Raw genomic sequence first — 16,340 nt, forward strand, 5'->3', positions numbered from 1 at the left:
GCCGGGATCCACGGCGCCTCGGGCGATGCAATAGAGCCGCTTGCTTCCGGCTCGCCTCCCGGTGGATCCCGGCACAAGGCCGGGATGACGGTCGTGGTCGGGATGAAGGCCGCCGCGGTCTAGCCGGCCGACTTCGTCCCCAGCCCGCGCGCGAGCATTTCCGCCACGGTATCCGCCACCTCGGCCGCGTCGCGATCATCGCCCCACACGCCGTAACGCAGGCCGAGGAACACGTTCATGCCCATGATCGCCCAGGCATGGACGTCGGACACGTCGGCGCGGACCTCGCCGCGCTCGGCGGCGGCGCGCAGGCGCTTCTCGATGCGCTCGGCGGTGGTGGCGTAGTGAAGCTTGAAGCTCTCGGGGTCGACGAACTCGGCCTCGTCGATGATCCGGTAGATCTCCTTGTGCCTGCGCACGAAGCCGATGAAGGTTTCGAGGCCCGCGCGCTCGGCAGCGATCTGTTCAGGCGCGGCGCGGATCGCGGGGGCGACATGCTCGCGCACCTGCTCGCTCATGTCGCGTACCAGCGCGCGGAACACCGCGTCCTTCGAATCGAAATAGGTGTAGAAGCTGCCCAGCGCGACGCCGGCGCGGCGGGTGATCCCGCTGATCGATCCTTCGTGGAATCCCTTCTCGCCGAATTCGGCTGCGGCGGCATCCAGGATCGTGCGCAGCGTACGGCGGCCGCGCGCGGTGCGTGGCTCCTTGCCCTCGCTCGCCGCGCTCTCGTTTCGCGCAATGCCCCCGGCAACTGTGGCTTCCGCGCCACGATCCTGCGTCATTCGCCCCTCTCCGCATCCGGAAGTTGAAACCCGGTTCAGGTTTCACTATAGCGTCCTCCAACGTCTTACAAGCCGCGGTGTTCACGCGGCTGTCATCTGGGGAGGAAGCTTCGATGCTACGCCTGATTCCGTCTGTCCGCACGATTCTCAATACCGGCGCGGCGCTCGCCGCGCTGACCGCCATGCCCGCCTTCGCGCAGGACGCACCCGCGGCGGCGGAAGAAGCCGCGCCTGCCGCCGAAGGCGAGATCGTCGTCACCGCCCGCCGCCGCGAGGAAAGCCTGATCGACGTGCCGATCTCGATGTCGGTGGTCTCGGGCGATTCGCTGGTGAAGAGCGGCGCGGCCGACATCACAGCGCTGCAGGACAAGACCCCGAACCTGACGCTGCAGATTGCGCGCGGCTCCAACTCGACGCTGATCGCGTTCAGCCGCGGCGTCGGCCAGCAGGATCCGCTCTGGGGCTTCGAGCCGGGCGTCGCGCTCTATATCGACGACGTCTATGTCGCGCGTCCGCAGGGCGCGGTGCTCGACATTTTCGACGTTGAGCGGGTCGAGGTGCTGCGCGGGCCGCAGGGTACGCTCTATGGCCGCAACACGATCGGCGGCGCGGTGAAGTATGTCACCCGCCGTCTGGGCCACGACTACAAGGCGTCGGCGCGCGTTTCCTATGGCTCGTACAACCAGGTCGATCTGGTCGGGCAGGTGGTGGTGCCGGTGGGCGATACGCTGTCGCTCGGCGCTGCGGTCGCGCAGTACTGGCGCGACGGGTTCGGAACCAACCTGACCACGGGCGCGGAACACTATAACAAGGACGTGTTCGCGGCGCGGCTCTCGGCCGAGTTCACGCCGTCGGACAATATCTTCATCCGCGTCGCGGGCGATCGCGTGCTCGACCGGTCGAATCCGCGCCACGGCACCCGCCTGCTGCCCAACGGCACCGATCCGATCTATGCGCCGACCGGCGACGTCTATGACACCCGCGCCGGGATCGGCGACCATAACCGCGTCGAGACGCGCGGGCTTTCGGTCACCGGCGAGATCAACCTCTCCGACGCGCTGACCTTCAAGACGATCACCTCGTGGCGCGACGGCAGCACCGACACGGTGATCGATTTCGACAACACCATCCTGCCGACGCTCGACGTACCGGCGGAATATTCGGACCGCCAGTTCACCCAGGAACTCCAGCTCCTCTATGAAGGCGAGCGGATCCAGGGCGTGTTCGGCGTCTATTATCTCAACGGCCGCGCCAGCGGTGCGTTCGACACGGTGCTGGGCCTGCTCAACACCACCACGCTCACCTCGGGCGAGGTGTTCACCAAGAGCTATGCCGCGTTCGGCGATTTCAGCTTCGACCTGACCGACCAGTTCAAGATCTCGGCGGGCCTGCGCTATACCCGCGACGAGAAGACCGGGACGGTCTTCCGCCGCAACTATACCGGCATCCGCAGCCCGCATTTCGGCAACGCGGCGGCGGTGCCCGGCCTGATCCGTTCGAACTACACCAACAGCCGCGATTTCGAGAAGCTGACCCCTCGGGTCAGCATCAGCTACGAACCGCGCCAGGACCTGAATTTCTACGCCAGCTACGGCAAGGGATTCAAATCGGGCGGCTTCGACATGCGCGGCGACGCGATCCTGACGCCGACCACGGTCAACGGCTATGAGCCCGAGACGATCGACAGCTATGAGCTGGGCATGAAGGGCGCGTTCCTCGACCGCACCCTGTTCGTGAACCTCGCCGGCTTCTTCTCGAACTACAAGGACCAGCAGGTCACGATCCAGGTGCCGTCGCTGGCCGGCGGCATCGCCAGCTTCGTCGACAATGCGGGCAAGGGCGAGATTTACGGGTTCGAGTTCGAGGCGCGCGTGGTGCCCTCGCGCAACCTCTCGGCCAGCCTCGTGCTCGGTTATACCAATGCCGACTACAAGGAGTTCTTCACCTTCATCGGCGGCGGTACCACCCCGGTCGACGTGTCGAACCAGCGCGCGTTCCAGAACACCCCGGAATGGACCGCCAACGTCTCCGCCACCTGGTCGGAAGATCTGGCGGGCGGCACGATCGCCTTCACCCCCTCGGTCTCGCTGCGCAGCGACACGCAGATGTTCGAGCTGGCGACGCCTGCGCTCGACCAGGACGGCTATGCGCTGGTCGATGCGTCGCTCAACTGGACGTCGGCGGGCGGCCGCTACCGGATCGGCGTCGCGGCGCGCAACCTGACCGACGCGCGCTATCGTGTCGGCGGCTACAACTTCCCGGGCGCGACCTTCGGTAACTCGATCATCGGCTATTACGGCCCGCCGCGTACCTTCACCGGGACGTTCGAGGTGAAGTTCTGATCGCCTTGCCGTCTTGAGTTTGGCACATTGATCCGGCCGGGCGCTTCAAGCGAGGCGTCCGGCCAATTTTTTCGAAGGGGAGGGACGGCATGAACGCCAGCGACGGAGCGACCGCGCGTCAGGCAACACCCGGTTACCGTGGCGTTGTGCTCGCGATGCTGTTGCTGGTCTACACCTTCAACTTCCTCGACCGGCAGATCCTCGGCATTCTCGCCGTGCCGATCAAGGCGGACCTCGGACTCACCGACGCCGAATTCGGCGCGATCGGCGGCCTTGCCTTCGCCTTGCTCTATTCGATCCTCGGCGTTCCCCTGGCCTATCTGGCCGACCGCACCAGCCGCAGTGCGGTGATCGCGGGCAGCCTGGCGGTGTGGAGCGCGTTCACGGCGCTGTGTGGCACCGCAACCGGCTACTGGCATCTCTTCCTCTACCGGCTGGGCGTCGGTGTCGGCGAAGCGGGCGGCGTGGCGCCGTCCTATGCGCTGATCGCCGACTATTTCCCGCCGGAGAAGCGCGCGCGGGCGCTCGCCATTTACTCGCTCGGCATCCCGGTGGGCCTTGCCGGGGGAACATTGCTCGGCGCCTATATCGCCGCGCTGGTCGACTGGCGTACGGCGTTCATCGTGATGGGCGTGGCCGGCATCGTGCTCGCCCCGATCTTCAAATATGTGGTGCGCGATCTGCCGCGCCCGGCCGCCGCGGCCAAGGCGACGCCGGTGTCGGGCGTCTTCCCCATCCTCGCGAAGAAGCCGGCCTTCTGGCTGATGGCGTTCGCGGCCTCGTTCAGCTCGCTGTGCGGCTATGGCCTTGCGCTGTGGACGCCGTCGATCCTGATGCGCAGCTTCGGCTTCGACCTGATTACCACCGGCCAGTTCATGGGATCGATCCTGCTCGTCGGCGGAGTCGCCGGTGTGTTCGCGGGCGGCTGGCTTGCCGACCGGCTCGGCGGCAAGGACCGCGGCTGGTACGCCAGATTGCCGGCGATTGCCTGGGCGATCACCGTTCCGGCCTTTGCCTTCGGCCTGCTCAGCCCGTCGGCGACGCTCGCCTGGGTGCTGCTGCTGATCCCCAATGCGCTCAACATCCTGTGGCTCGGCCCGGTGACGACCGCCGTCCAGCACCTCGTCCCGCGCGAGATGCGCGCGACGGCGTCGGCCAGCTTCCTGCTGATCAACAATCTGATCGGGCTGGGCGCCGGACCGCTGCTGATGGGTGCGCTCTCGGACGCGCTCAAGTCGAGCTACGGGATCGAGTCGCTGCGCTATGCGGCGGTCGGCTGTCTCGTCTTCTACGCGCTCGCGGCTGCGCTGATGCTGTTCGCAGTCAAACCGCTGCGCCGGGGCTGGGTGGACGACGTGGCTGCCTGATTCTGATGGAGCGGAGCTGCGTTGAGGCGGTGCTCGGCGCAGCCGAACCCAGCTCCTAGCGTTCCCGCGTCGCCATGAATTTCACCTTGGAATAGCGGTCGGCGACATAGCCGACCTCCCAGGCGGACTTGGCAAGGAACACCGGGTCGCCGTCGCGGTCCTTGGCCATGGCGCCGCGGTTGAGATCCATGAATTCCTTCACGTCCGCGGCCTCGCCGCCGATCCAGCGCGCCGTGTCGAACGGCGCGGGCTCGAGATTCGCGCCGACCTTGTACTCGGCATCAAGGCGCGAGAGCAGCACGTCGAGCTGGAGCTGGCCGACCACGCCGATGATCCAGTTCGACCCGATCTCGGGATAGAAGACCTGGATCACGCCCTCTTCGGACAGATCGTCGAGCGCCTTGCGCAGCTGCTTGGTCTTGGTCGGGTCCTTGAGCACTACGCGGCGCAGGATTTCGGGCGCGAAGTTCGGAAGCCCGGTGAAGCGGACGGCCGCCTTCTCGCTCAGCGTGTCGCCGACCCGCAGCGTGCCGTGATTGGGGATGCCGATGATGTCGCCGGGGAAGGCCTCATCCGCCAGCTCGCGCTGCTGGGCGAAGAACATGATCGGCGAATGGATCGCGATCGGTTTGCCGTGGCCCGTCGGGGTCAGCTTCATGCCGCGCTTGAAGGTGCCCGACACCAGCCGCATGAACGCGATGCGGTCGCGATGGTTGGGGTCCATGTTCGCCTGCACCTTGAACACGAAGCCTGTGACCTCGTTATAGTCCGGTGAGACCGGCGCCGGCTCGGCGGGCAGCGCGTGCGGTGGCGGGGCGTGGCGTGCGATCGCGTCGATCAGCGAATCGACGCCGAACTCCTTGAGCGCCGATCCGAAATAGACCGGGGTGAGGTCGCCATGACGATAGGCCTCGCCGTCGAAGCTCGCATAGCCCGCCATCGCGAGCTCGGCATCCTCGCGCAGCTTGGCGAGGTTCTGGGGCGAGAGGATCGCATCGAGCTGCGGATCGTCGAGGCCGGTCGTCTGGATGACCTTGCCCTGGAACTCGCGGCTGTCGCCCTCGGGCAGCAACAGGCGGTTGGAAACGAGGTCGTACACCCCCTCGAACGTGCCGCCCATGCCGACCGGCCAGGTCATCGGCGCGACGTCGAGCGCGAGCAGGTCGGCGATCTCGTCGAGCGTCTCGAACACCTCGCGGCCTTCGCGGTCGACCTTGTTGACGAAGGTGATGATCGGCACGTTGCGCAGGCGGCAGACCTCGAACAGCTTGCGCGTCTGGCTCTCGATGCCCTTGGCGACGTCGATCACCATCACCGCTGAGTCGACCGCGGTCAGCGTGCGGTAGGTGTCTTCCGAGAAGTCCTCGTGGCCCGGCGTGTCGAGCAGGTTGAAGGTCACGCCGTCGCGCTCGAAGGTCATCACCGACGAGGTGACCGAGATGCCGCGCTGCTGCTCGATCTTCATCCAGTCCGATCGCGCGCGCCGGGCCTGACCGCGCGCCTTGACCTCGCCGGCGAGATGGATCGCGCCGCCGAACAGCAGCAGCTTTTCGGTCAGCGTGGTCTTGCCGGCGTCGGGGTGGGAGATGATCGCGAAGGTGCGGCGACCTGGAATCACATTCTCGGGCATCGCGGCCCTCTAGCGGGAAGTGGCTCGCGAATCGAGTGTTTCGCCAATGGAAACGATCGCTTTCGAACGTTGCACTTTCTCGACTCATCCACCGGTGTCATCTTTCGCCTACGCCACGCTTGTCGCGGGGCGGTCCAAATCAGGGATGCGAGCCGATGAGCATGATCACCACCAGCGATGGCACCGAGATCTTCTACAAGGACTGGGGTCCGAAGGACGCCACCCCGATCGTCTTCCATCACGGCTGGCCGCTGAGTGCCGACGACTGGGACAACCAGATGCTGTTCTTCCTGCACAAGGGCTATCGCGTGATCGCCCACGACCGGCGCGGGCATGGCCGCTCCTCCCAGACCTGGGAGGGCAATGAGATGGATACCTATGCCGCCGACGTCGCGGCGCTGGTGAAGGCGCTCGACCTGAAAGGTGCGATCCATATCGGCCATTCGACCGGTGGCGGCGAGGTCGCGCATTATGTCGCGCGTGCCGAGCCGGGGCGCGTCGCCAAGGCGGTGCTGATCGGCGCGGTACCGCCGGTGATGGTGAAGAAGGACAGCAATCCCGAGGGCCTGCCGATCGAGGTGTTCGACGGCTTTCGCGAGGCGCTCGTCGCCAACCGCGCCCAATTCTACATCGATGTGCCCGCCGGGCCCTTTTACGGCTTCAACCGCGATGGCGCGACGGTCAGCCAGGGGCTGATCGACAATTGGTGGCGCCAGGGGATGATGGGCGGCGCCAAGGCGCATTACGACTGCATCAAGGCGTTCAGCGAGACCGACTTCACCGAAGACCTCAAGGCGATCGATATTCCGGTGCTGGTGATGCACGGTACCGACGACCAGATCGTGCCCTATCACGATTCGGCGCCCAAATCGGCGGCCTTGCTCAGGAACGGCACGCTCAAGACCTATGAGGGCCTGCCCCATGGCCTGTGCGCGACGCATCCCGAGGTGGTGAACCCCGACCTGCTCGCCTTTATCGAAAGCTGAGCGGGATCAGGCGAGCGTCACGGCCATGGTGAAGGCGCGGCGCTCGCCCGGTTCCAGCCGGAGCATCCCCGGCTTGTCCCAGATCTCGCCGGTGAAGCCGGCGGGATCGGCATGGCCTTGCCACGGCTCGATGCAGATGAAACGCGCGCCGGGCTTTGTCCACACCGCCAGCGTCGGCATGTCGGGGAAGGTGATATCGAGCTGCGGGCCATCCGGCGCGCCATAACGCAGTGAGCGGCTCTGCGGCGCGGTCCAGACCAGCGCATCCTGCTCGAACAGCCCATCACGCAGCCATAGCATATCGCCCTCGACCGGCGTCTCGCGGTCGACCGGCCCGATCAGCTTGCCCTCGAGCCGGGCGATGGGCTGCGGCTCCTCGTGCTCGAAGACGATGCGGTGATCCTTCTTCGCACCGCCATAGGGCAGGGGCCAGGCGAAGGCGGGATGGAAGCCGAAGCTTGCCGGCATCGCCCGATCCCCGCGATTGACCAGCGTGACGGTCGTGGTGAACGTCGAACCGGCGATGACGAACTCCGCATCGAGTGCAAAGGCGAAGGGATAGACCTCGCGCGTCGCGTCGTCGTCGTTCAGCCGGAACCAGGCGCGGTCGGCGGCGTGGTCGACCAACGCGAACTCCCGCCGCCGCGCGAAGCCGTGCGGGGGCAGCACATAGTCGCGGCCGTCGAGCCGGTAGCTGTCGCCATTGAGCGCGCCGACGACCGGGAAGAGCAAGGGCGCGCGGCCGGTCCAGAAGGCCGGATCGCCGTCGCCCATCAGCTCATTGCCCTGCGCGTCGCGCAAATGGGTGAGCTCGGCGCCGAGCGGATTGATCGCCGCGCTGAGCGCGCCGGAGCCGATCTCGATCATCCCGCGCGGTGCACCGCAAAGCCGGCGAAGCTCTGGTTCACCGGCATCATCTCCATCGTGTTGATGTTGAGATGCGCGGGAAGCTGGGCGACCCACAGGATCATGCCGGCGATATCCTCCGCCGTCATCGGATCGGCGCCGCCATAGAGCGCGTCCGACGCTTCCTGGCTGCCGGTGCGGACCAGCGTGAATTCGGTCTCGGCCATGCCCGGCTCGATCGAGGTGACGCGGACGCCGGTGCCCGCCAGGTCGCTGCGCAGGTTCAGGCTGAACTGGTGCACGAACGCCTTGGTGCCGCCATACACATTGCCGCCGAGATAGGGATAGGTCGCCGCGACCGAGGACAGGTTGATGATCGCGCCCTTGCGTTCGATCAGGTGCGGCAACAGCTTGTGCGTGATCGCAACCAAAGCGGTGACGTTGGTGTCGATCATCACTCGCCAATTTTCGAGCGAGGCGTCCTGCGCCTTCTCGGTGCCGAGCGCGAGGCCGGCATTGTTGACCAGCAGGTCGATGCCCCGGAACGCCTCGGGCAGACTGTCGAGCGCGGCGTCTCTCGCGCCTTCGTCGCGGACGTCGAACACGGCCGGGTGGAATCGGTCGTCGCCCAGCTCGGCCTTGAGCGCATCGAGCCGGTCCGCCCGCCGCCCGGTGCCGATCACCCGCCAGCCCGCCGCGACGAAGGCGCGAGAGGCGGCGGCGCCGAAGCCGGAGGTCGCGCCGGTGATCAGGGCGGTGCGCATTTCATCTACTCCATCGTCATCCCGGCCTTGCGCCGGGATCCACCGCGCGTTGGGCGATGCGTGTCAGGTTCGAGTTCATCGCTTGCGGCACCGTGGACCCCGGCACAAGGCCGGGGTGACGGCGTTGATTTAGCCGCGCAACGTTGCCCCCAGTTTCGCCGCCGCGGCGACGACCTTGTCGGCCACCGCCTTGATCTCGGCATCGGTGAAGCTCTTTTCGCCCGGCTGGAGCGTGATCTCGACCGCGAGGCTCTTCTTGCCTTCCTCGACGCCGGTGCCGGTGAACAGGTCGAACAGGCGAGCATCGGTGATCGCCGCCTTGTCCGCGCCTTTGACTGCGCGGACGAGGTCGCCCCCCGCCAGCTCCGCCGGAACGATGAAGGCGAAGTCGCGCGTCACCGCCTGCAGCGCGGGCGGCGTATAGGCGGGGCGCATGAAGCCGGTCGAACGCTTGCCCGGAATCGCGTCGAGGAAGATCTCGACCGCCGCGACCGGGCCATCGAGGTCGAACTGCTTGAGCAGTGCCGGATGCAGCATGCCGAACGCCGCCAGTACCGTCTTCGGCCCGAGCCGCAGCGTCGCAGACTGGCCGGGATGCCAAGCCTCGCCCGCTTCGCCCATCACCTGCAGGTTCGCCACAGGCGCGCCCGCGGCTTCGAGCAGCGCCAGCGCTTCGGCCTTGGCGTCATAGGCGGTGAAGGGCTGTGCCTTGCCGTTCGCCCAGCCGCGGGGCGTCTTGTCGCCCGCGAGGAGTGCGGTGAGCGTCAGCTTCTCGGCGTCGGCGAGGTAACGGCGGCCGATCTCGAACAGCCGTACGCTCGTCGCGCCGCGCTTGGTGTTGCGGCCCGCGGCCATCAGCAGCCCGGGCAGCAGCGACGGGCGCATGACCTTTAGATCCTCGCTGATCGGGTTGGCGAGCGTCCAGGCGCCGCCGCCGACTGCTTCGGCTTCCTTCTCGGCGATGAAGCTCCAGGTCACCGCTTCGTTGAGCCCGCGCGACGCCGCGGTGCGGCGCATGCGGCGTTCGAGCTTCTGCTCGGCCGTGGCGGTCGGCGTCGCGACGCCGGGCGTGCGAGGCAGCGGGGTCGAGGGGACGTTGTCGATCCCTTCGATGCGGATCACTTCCTCGACCAGATCGGCAGGGCCGTCGATATCGCGGCGCCAGCTGGGCGCGGTGACGCGAAAGGCGTCGAAGCCCGCATCGATGCCGACCGGATCGCCATTGGCGTCGAGCGGCTCGACGGTGAAGCCGAGCGATTCGAGGATCTGCTTCTGGCGCCCGGCGGGGACGGCGAGGCCGCCCAGCGTCTCGGCCAGCACCGGATCGTAACCGGTGGTGATGCCGACGCGCGGCAGCGTGCCCGCGCGGGTCACCTCGCTGGCGGTACCGCCGCACAGCTGCGTGACCAGCCGCGCGGCGATGGCGATGCCGTCCTCAAGGAAGGCGGGGTCCACCCCGCGCTCGAAGCGGGTACGCGCATCGCTGGTGAGCAGCAGTTTCTGCCCGGCGCGCGCGATATGCTCGGGATCGAAGAAGGCGCATTCGATGACGACATCGGTGGTCGTCTCCGACACGCCGGTATCCTCGCCGCCCATGATGCCGCCAATATCGTGGACGCCGGTATCGTCGGCGATCACGGTGATGGTCTCGTCGAGCGTGTAGGTCTTCTCGTTGAGCGCCAGCACCTGCTCGCCGGCCTTGGCCTTGCGCACCACCATCGCGCCCGACAGCTTCGCCTTGTCATAGACATGGAGCGGGCGGCCAAGGTCGATCATCACATAATTGGTGATGTCGACCAGAGCCGAGATCGGGCGCTGGCCCACGGCCTTCAACCGCGCCTGCATCCAGTCGGGCGAGGCGCCGTTGGTCACGCCGCGCACGGTCTGGCCGTAGTAAGCCGGGCAGCCCTCGGGCGCGTCGATGCGCACTTCCGGCCCGGCGCCTTCGCCCTTCACCGGGGTGGCGTCGAGCGGCTTCAGCGCACCCAGGCCCGCAGCGGCGAGATCGCGCGCGATGCCGCGTACGCCCATGCAATCCTGGCGGTTGGGCGTGATCGACACGTCGAACACCGGATCGTTGAGGCCGGCATAATCGGGGAAGCGGGTGCCGATCGGCGCATCGTCGGGCAGCTCGATGATGCCGTCATGATCGTCACCGAGTTCCAACTCACGCGTCGAGCACATCATGCCGTTCGATTCGACGCCGCGCACGGCGGCGACCTTGAGCACCATGCCATTGGCCGGAACCACCGCGCCGGGAAGGCCGAGCACGCCGACCAGACCGGCGCGCGCGTTGGGGGCGCCGCACACGACCTGAAGCGGCACGCCGTCGCCGGTGTCGATCGTCAGCACCTGAAGCTTGTCGGCCTGCGGGTGGCGCTCGGCGGTAAGGACGCGCGCGACGCGGAATGCCGCGAGCTTCTCGCCCGGATTCTCGATGCCCTCGACCTCGAGGCCGACACGGGTCAGCGCTTCGTCGATCTGGTCGAGCGTCGCGTCGGTATCCAGATGCTCCTTGAGCCAGCTCAGGGTGAACTTCATGCGCCCACTCCCCCGCTCAGCGTGGGCACGTCGAGCGCCGAGAAGCCATAGTGCTTGAGCCAGCGCAGATCGCCGTCGAAGAAGGCGCGCAAATCATCCATCCCGTATTTGAGCATCGCCAGGCGATCGATCCCGCAGCCGAAGGCGAAGCCCTGCCATTGGTCTGGGTCGTAGCCGCCGGCCTCGATCACCTTGCGGTGGACCATGCCGCTGCCGAGCACTTCCATCCAGCCTTCGGACCCGCCGATCACGCGCTTGCCGTTGACGATCGAGAAGCCGACATCGACCTCCGCCGACGGCTCGGTGAAGGGGAAGTAGCTCGGGCGCAGGCGCAGCACGATGTCGTCGCGCTCGAAGAACGCCTTGAGGAAGGTCTCCAGCGTCCATTTGAGGTGGCCGAGCGTGATGCCCTTGTCGATCACCAGCCCCTCGACCTGATGGAACATTGGGGTGTGGGTGGCGTCGCTATCCGAGCGATAGGTGCGGCCCGGCGCGATGATCCGCACCGGCTTCTGCCCGCCCGCCGCCTTCATCGCGCGGATCTGGACCGGCGAGGTGTGGGTGCGCAGCACCATCGGCGAGGCATGGTCGCCCGCGAGATAGAAGGTGTCGTGCATCGCGCGCGCGGGATGCGTCTCGGGAATGTTGAGCGCGGTGAAATTGTGCCAGTCGTCCTCGATCTCCGGACCGGTCGCGACCGCGAAGCCGAGGTCCGCGAAAATCTCGGCCAGCTCGTCCATCACCTGCGAAACCGGATGGACGCTGCCTGCGGGCACGCCATCGGCGGGCAGGGTCATGTCGAGCGTCTCGGCGGCGAGCTTGGCCGAAAGCGCCGCGCCCTCCAGCGCCGCCTTGCGCGCGGCGATCGCGTCGGTCACCGCCTCACGCAGTGCGTGGATGCGCGGGCCGGTTTCCTGCCGCTCCTCGGGCGACATGCCGCCGAGCGTCTTGAGCAGGCCGGTGACGGCGCCCTGCTTGCCGAGCGCATGGACGCGCACCGCATCGAGCGCATCGACGCCGGAGGAAGCGTCGATCGAGGCGAGGAGTTCGGCCCTGAGTTGGTCGAGATCGGTGGTCATCGAAATTCCGTTCATTGGTCGATGTGGCCCGAACCGCAGTCGGGCGCGAAGGTCAAGGCCTCGGGGGCAAACTAGACGCGGTGTCCGAACAGTGCCGCGCCGAATGCGACGAAGATTCCGCCGGTGATGCGGTTGAACAGGCGCTGGCGGTTGGCCGGGGCGAGCCAGGCGGCGAGCGAGCGGCCGCCCAGCGCATAGACGCTGTACCAGAAGGTCTCGATCACGATGAAGCTCGCCACCAGGATCGCGAGCTGCGGCGCGAACGGCTTGCCCGTGTCGATGAACTGCGGGAACAAAGCCGCGGCGAAGACGATCAGCTTGGGGTTGGCGAAGCCGGTGCCAAGGCCGGTCGCGTAGAGCGCGCGGAGCGAGGGCGGGGCGGGCTTCTCGGCATTCGGGTCGCTGTCGGCGACTGGCGCGCGCCACGCCTTGATCCCGAGCCAGACAAGATAGGCGACGCCGGCGTAGCGCAGCACGTCGAACAGCATCGGCGACGCCTTGAGCAGCGCACCGAGGCCCGCGGCGGAAGCGAACAGACAGGTGAGGACGGCGGTCATCAGACCCGCCATCGACGCGATCGAGCGGCGGGTGCCGTGATGGATGCTCTGGGCCATGACGTGGAGCATGTTCGGCCCCGGCGTCGCGGCGATCAGGAACACGGCGGTGACATAGAGCCACCATGTCTGGAGCGTCATCGGACTCGTTCCTCCTATCGTCACCCCGGACTTGTTCCGGGGTCCACCGTGCCGCGCTCGACACGCTGGAACCTCTTGCCTGCCGTCAGCCTCCCGGTGGATCCCGGAACAAGTCCGGGATGACGGGCGGGGCGAGCCTTGAAACCAAAAAGGGCGCCGGTGTCTCCACCGGCGCCCCATTTGTTCGGTCGCTACAGGTCGCCTCAGGCGGCCTGGGGCAGAGCCGCCTTCGCCTGCGCGATGATGGCGGTAAACGCCTCACCTTCGTGCATGGCGATGTCGGCCAGGACCTTCCGGTCCAGCTCGATCCCCGCCAGCTTCAGGCCATGCATGAACTGCGAATAGGTCAGGCCTTCCGCACGGACGCCGGCGTTGATGCGCTGGATCCAGAGGGCGCGGAAGCTGCGCTTCTTAACCTTGCGGTCGCGATAGGCGTACTGGCCGGCCTTTTCGACGGCCTGGCGCGCGATGCGGATGGTGTTCTTGCGACGGCCATAATAGCCCTTCGCCTGATCCAAAATCCGCTTATGCTTCGCCTTGGTGGTCGTACCACGCTTAACACGTGCCATGTCTCAAGCCCTCCTTACTTCAGGCCGTACGGCGCCCAGAGGCGCACGTGGCCGGCATCAGCTTCGGACAGGACCGACGTGCCGCGGTTGGTGCGAATATACTTCGCGTTGTGGCTGCTCAGGCGGTGACGCTTGCCGGCGACGCCGTGCTTCACCTTGCCCGTTGCGGTGAATTTGAAGCGCTTCTTCACACCGCTCTTGGTCTTCATCTTGGGCATTTTCGTCTCCTTTTACGCGCGACGATTACAAGACAGCCACGGCAGCCCTAGTTAGCCGGACGGTCCACCTGAATCGCGGAAAGGCGGGCCATTAGTTGGTTCGGGGCGTTTTTGCAACCGCCTGCGGCACCGGCCCGCTCCCCCACCCCGCCACCCACTTCCAGGTATCTTCGATGGGTGGCGGGGTGGGGGAGCGGGCTGGTGCGGCTCATCCGCGTGAGCGGATCAGCGAATCAATGCCCCTGGCAGGCGAGGGCTTCGACGAGTTCCTCGATTCGCGCCGGGTCGCCCGCGGCGATCACCTCGCCGTTGCTCCCCGCATGGAGCGGATCGCCCTGCCAGTCGCACATGCGCCCGCCCGCGCCTTCGACCACCGGCACCAAAGCGGCGAAGTCGTGGAGCTTGAGCCCGGCCTCGATGACGATGTCGAGATGGCCCGAGGCGACCAGCCCGTAATTATAGCAGTCACCCCCCAGCACGGTGCTCATCACCGCGGCGTCGACATGCTCGAAGGCATGGAGCTGGCCGTCGGTGAACAAAGCGGGCGAGGTGGTGGCGAGCAGCGCCTTGGACAGCTCGCGACAGGTGCGGGCGTGCGCGGGCTTGCCGTTGAACAACGTCTCGCGGCCGGTGACGCCCAGCCAGCGCTCCTTGATGACCGGCTGGTCGATGATGCCGAGCACGGGCCAGCCATCCTCGAGCAAGGCGATCAGCGTGCCGAAGATCGGACGCCCGGCGATGAAGTTGCGCGTGCCGTCGATCGGATCGAGCACCCAGGTGCGGCCGCTGGTGCCGGGACGGTCATCCTCTTCCTCGCCGACGATCGCGTCCATCGGGCGTTCGGCGATGATCAGGCGCCGCATCGCCGCCTCCGCCGCCTTGTCGGCGAGCGTCACCGGCGAGGCATCGTCCTTGGATTCGAGCCCGTGCTCGGTGCGGAAATAGGGACGGATTGCCGCGCCCGCCGCGTCGGCGAGGCGTCCGGCGAGATCGATATCGGCTTGGCTGACTGGCATGACCCTCGCCTAGCGGGGCGGCGGCGGGTGCGCCAGCCCCGCTTTCTGTTGTGAAACGGCACCGGCCCGCTCCCCCACCCGGCCACCCATCGATTGTACGTTGTGGGTGGCCGGGTGGGGGAGCGGGCCGGCGCCGCCCTAAAGGTTCAGAAGGGGAACCAGCGGCTCTTTTCGCTGAACTTCATGTATCCGACATTGGCACCCAGCCGCCAGCCGACGCCGAGCCTCACCGGGATCAGCACGACGTCGCCGCGGCGCAGATAGGTGGCGGAGAAGCCGCCGACGAAATAGACGCGGCCCTCGCCCGCCGGGAAGCGCTTGTAGAGCTCCTGGCTGTCATAGAGGTTGTAGACCAGCACGAAGACCTTGGTGGCGTCGCCGCCGATGTCGAAGCCCACCGACGGCCCGGTCCAGAATACCTTGCGCTCACCCTCGACCGCATGAACCATCTGGCCCGAGCCGTAGCGCAGCCCGACGACGATCGCGCCCGAACCTTCGCTGCCCGCGATATAGGCATTGGGTTCGCCCTGATCCCTCAGGATGTCCTCGATCAGCCCGGCGAGGCCGCTTGCGCCCTTGCCGAACACGCCCTCCGCCGCCGCGACGATGCGGACGCGGTCGAAGGTTGTCGGGGCTTCGGGCTTGGCGAGGTGCGTGCCGGCGGGCGCCGCGGTCGTGGCGGGCTGCTGCGCGGACGTGCCGTCGGCGGGCGGCGGGCCATAGTCGGCGCCGGGATCGACCGGCTCGTCCGCGGGCTGATCGGCCGGCGGCGGAGTCTGGGTTTGCGCGGGGCGCGGCTGATTGAGATCGGCGTCGATCGCGCTGTCCGGATCGACCGAACGGATCTGCGCCAGCGCGGGCGTCGCCGCAAGCGACGGCACCGCCAGTGCCAGGGTGATCCAGATCAACGCGCGCCGCATGGTAAATTCTCCCGCCATGATGCCATTAGAATCCGCCGCTGCTGTCCGGGCAATGAACGGGCGATGACCCGAGTCGATTTCGCGTCCACCCGAGTCGATCCGGCGATGAGGCGTTGAAAAAAGCCCCGTTGATCGCCCGCAATTGGCTCGCTATAGCCCCCGCTCCGCCGCTGGGCACCGGAGACGTGGGTGAGTGGCTGAAACCAACGCTTTGCTAAAGCGTCGTACGGGGAACCGTACCGAGGGTTCGAATCCCTCCGTCTCCGCCAGGGCCTGATCCCCCCGCATTTGCCAAGTTCCAGAGAGCCCGGGATCGCGCGGGGTTTCCAGCGATTCGCACGCCCTTCTCTCCTGTCGGCCGGAAGCAATTCGGCCATGGCGACGCCTCCCGCATAGCCGGTGTTGAGCGGCGACAAGGAAAGCTTGTGGCGCAATTCCTATTCAATCGATATGTATTGAGTCGTCGGCATTGGTCATGCCGTCCGGTGATTCTTCGCCGAGGTTCGACCCGCGGTTTTTGACGGAATGCAGATTGCGCCGCGTCACCAATTGCTAAAGCGCACGGTGTTGCCGATGGAGCCC

General features: G+C 67.0%; 14 protein-coding genes and 1 tRNA gene. 4 read left to right on the forward strand and 11 right to left on the reverse strand.

What is annotated here, in order from left to right; all coding sequences use genetic code 11:
• Nucleotides 1-119: 119 nt before the first annotated feature.
• Nucleotides 120-785, reverse strand: coding sequence for a TetR/AcrR family transcriptional regulator (locus AC07TU_RS03565; RefSeq protein WP_495186530.1), 666 nt, complete (start codon nt 783-785; stop codon nt 120-122).
• 113 nt (nt 786-898) lie between these two features.
• Here AC07TU_RS03565 and AC07TU_RS03570 point away from each other — a divergent pair, with 113 nt between their 5' ends.
• Nucleotides 899-3,127, forward strand: a complete 2,229-nt coding sequence (locus tag AC07TU_RS03570; RefSeq protein WP_495186531.1) for a TonB-dependent receptor — start codon at nt 899-901, stop codon at nt 3,125-3,127.
• 89 nt (nt 3,128-3,216) lie between these two features.
• Nucleotides 3,217-4,494, forward strand: coding sequence for a spinster family MFS transporter (locus AC07TU_RS03575; RefSeq protein WP_495186532.1), 1,278 nt, complete (start codon nt 3,217-3,219; stop codon nt 4,492-4,494).
• A 55-nt stretch (nt 4,495-4,549) separates the two neighbouring features.
• Here AC07TU_RS03575 and AC07TU_RS03580 read toward each other — a convergent pair whose 3' ends face one another.
• Nucleotides 4,550-6,124, reverse strand: coding sequence for a peptide chain release factor 3 (locus tag AC07TU_RS03580; RefSeq protein ID WP_495186533.1), 1,575 nt, complete (start codon nt 6,122-6,124; stop codon nt 4,550-4,552).
• Between the two features lie 155 nt (nt 6,125-6,279).
• On the opposite strand from AC07TU_RS03580, the gene AC07TU_RS03585 reads away from it, so the two are divergent.
• Entirely contained in the window at nt 6,280-7,110 is an 831-nt protein-coding gene (locus tag AC07TU_RS03585; RefSeq protein WP_495186534.1) for an alpha/beta fold hydrolase, read from the forward strand.
• Between the two features lie 6 nt (nt 7,111-7,116).
• On the opposite strand, the gene AC07TU_RS03590 is transcribed toward AC07TU_RS03585, so the two are convergent.
• The 9 genes from AC07TU_RS03590 to AC07TU_RS03630 form a co-directional block, all read right to left on the reverse strand.
• Nucleotides 7,117-7,977 (reverse strand): aldose 1-epimerase family protein, encoded by an 861-nt coding sequence (locus tag AC07TU_RS03590; protein ID WP_495186535.1) that lies wholly within the window; start codon nt 7,975-7,977, stop codon nt 7,117-7,119.
• Nucleotides 7,974-8,720 carry an SDR family NAD(P)-dependent oxidoreductase gene (locus tag AC07TU_RS03595; protein ID WP_495186536.1) on the reverse strand — a complete coding sequence of 249 codons (747 nt, stop codon included), beginning with the start codon at nt 8,718-8,720 and terminating at the stop codon, nt 7,974-7,976. Before AC07TU_RS03595 ends, AC07TU_RS03590 begins: the two co-directional genes overlap by 4 nt.
• A gap of 129 nt (nt 8,721-8,849) precedes the next feature.
• Nucleotides 8,850-11,261, reverse strand: coding sequence for a phenylalanine--tRNA ligase subunit beta (gene pheT / locus AC07TU_RS03600; RefSeq protein WP_495186537.1), 2,412 nt, complete (start codon nt 11,259-11,261; stop codon nt 8,850-8,852).
• Nucleotides 11,258-12,340: a phenylalanine--tRNA ligase subunit alpha gene (pheS, locus tag AC07TU_RS03605; protein ID WP_495186538.1), complete on the reverse strand. Its 1,083-nt coding sequence runs from the start codon at nt 12,338-12,340 to the stop codon at nt 11,258-11,260. Before pheS ends, pheT begins: the two co-directional genes overlap by 4 nt.
• A gap of 71 nt (nt 12,341-12,411) precedes the next feature.
• Nucleotides 12,412-13,035: a LysE family translocator gene (locus AC07TU_RS03610; RefSeq protein WP_495186539.1), complete on the reverse strand. Its 624-nt coding sequence runs from the start codon at nt 13,033-13,035 to the stop codon at nt 12,412-12,414.
• A 203-nt stretch (nt 13,036-13,238) separates the two neighbouring features.
• On the reverse strand, nt 13,239-13,604 hold the full coding sequence (gene rplT, locus AC07TU_RS03615; RefSeq protein WP_010543146.1) for a 50S ribosomal protein L20: 366 nt from the start codon (nt 13,602-13,604) through the stop codon (nt 13,239-13,241).
• A 14-nt stretch (nt 13,605-13,618) separates the two neighbouring features.
• On the reverse strand, nt 13,619-13,822 hold the full coding sequence (gene rpmI, locus AC07TU_RS03620) for a 50S ribosomal protein L35 (protein ID WP_066581118.1): 204 nt from the start codon (nt 13,820-13,822) through the stop codon (nt 13,619-13,621).
• Between the two features lie 233 nt (nt 13,823-14,055).
• Nucleotides 14,056-14,838 (reverse strand): histidinol-phosphatase, encoded by a 783-nt coding sequence (gene hisN, locus AC07TU_RS03625; protein ID WP_495186540.1) that lies wholly within the window; start codon nt 14,836-14,838, stop codon nt 14,056-14,058.
• Between the two features lie 146 nt (nt 14,839-14,984).
• The gene (locus tag AC07TU_RS03630; protein ID WP_495186541.1) at nt 14,985-15,758 is read right to left on the reverse strand and encodes a DUF1134 domain-containing protein; all 774 of its coding nucleotides are present in this window, start codon (nt 15,756-15,758) and stop codon (nt 14,985-14,987) included.
• Between the two features lie 179 nt (nt 15,759-15,937).
• On the opposite strand from AC07TU_RS03630, the gene AC07TU_RS03635 reads away from it, so the two are divergent.
• A tRNA-Ser gene (locus AC07TU_RS03635) sits at nt 15,938-16,027 on the forward strand.
• Nucleotides 16,028-16,340: the final 313 nt, after the last annotated feature.

This window comes from Sphingomonas sp. GW821-FHT03E12 (assembly GCF_059420685.1).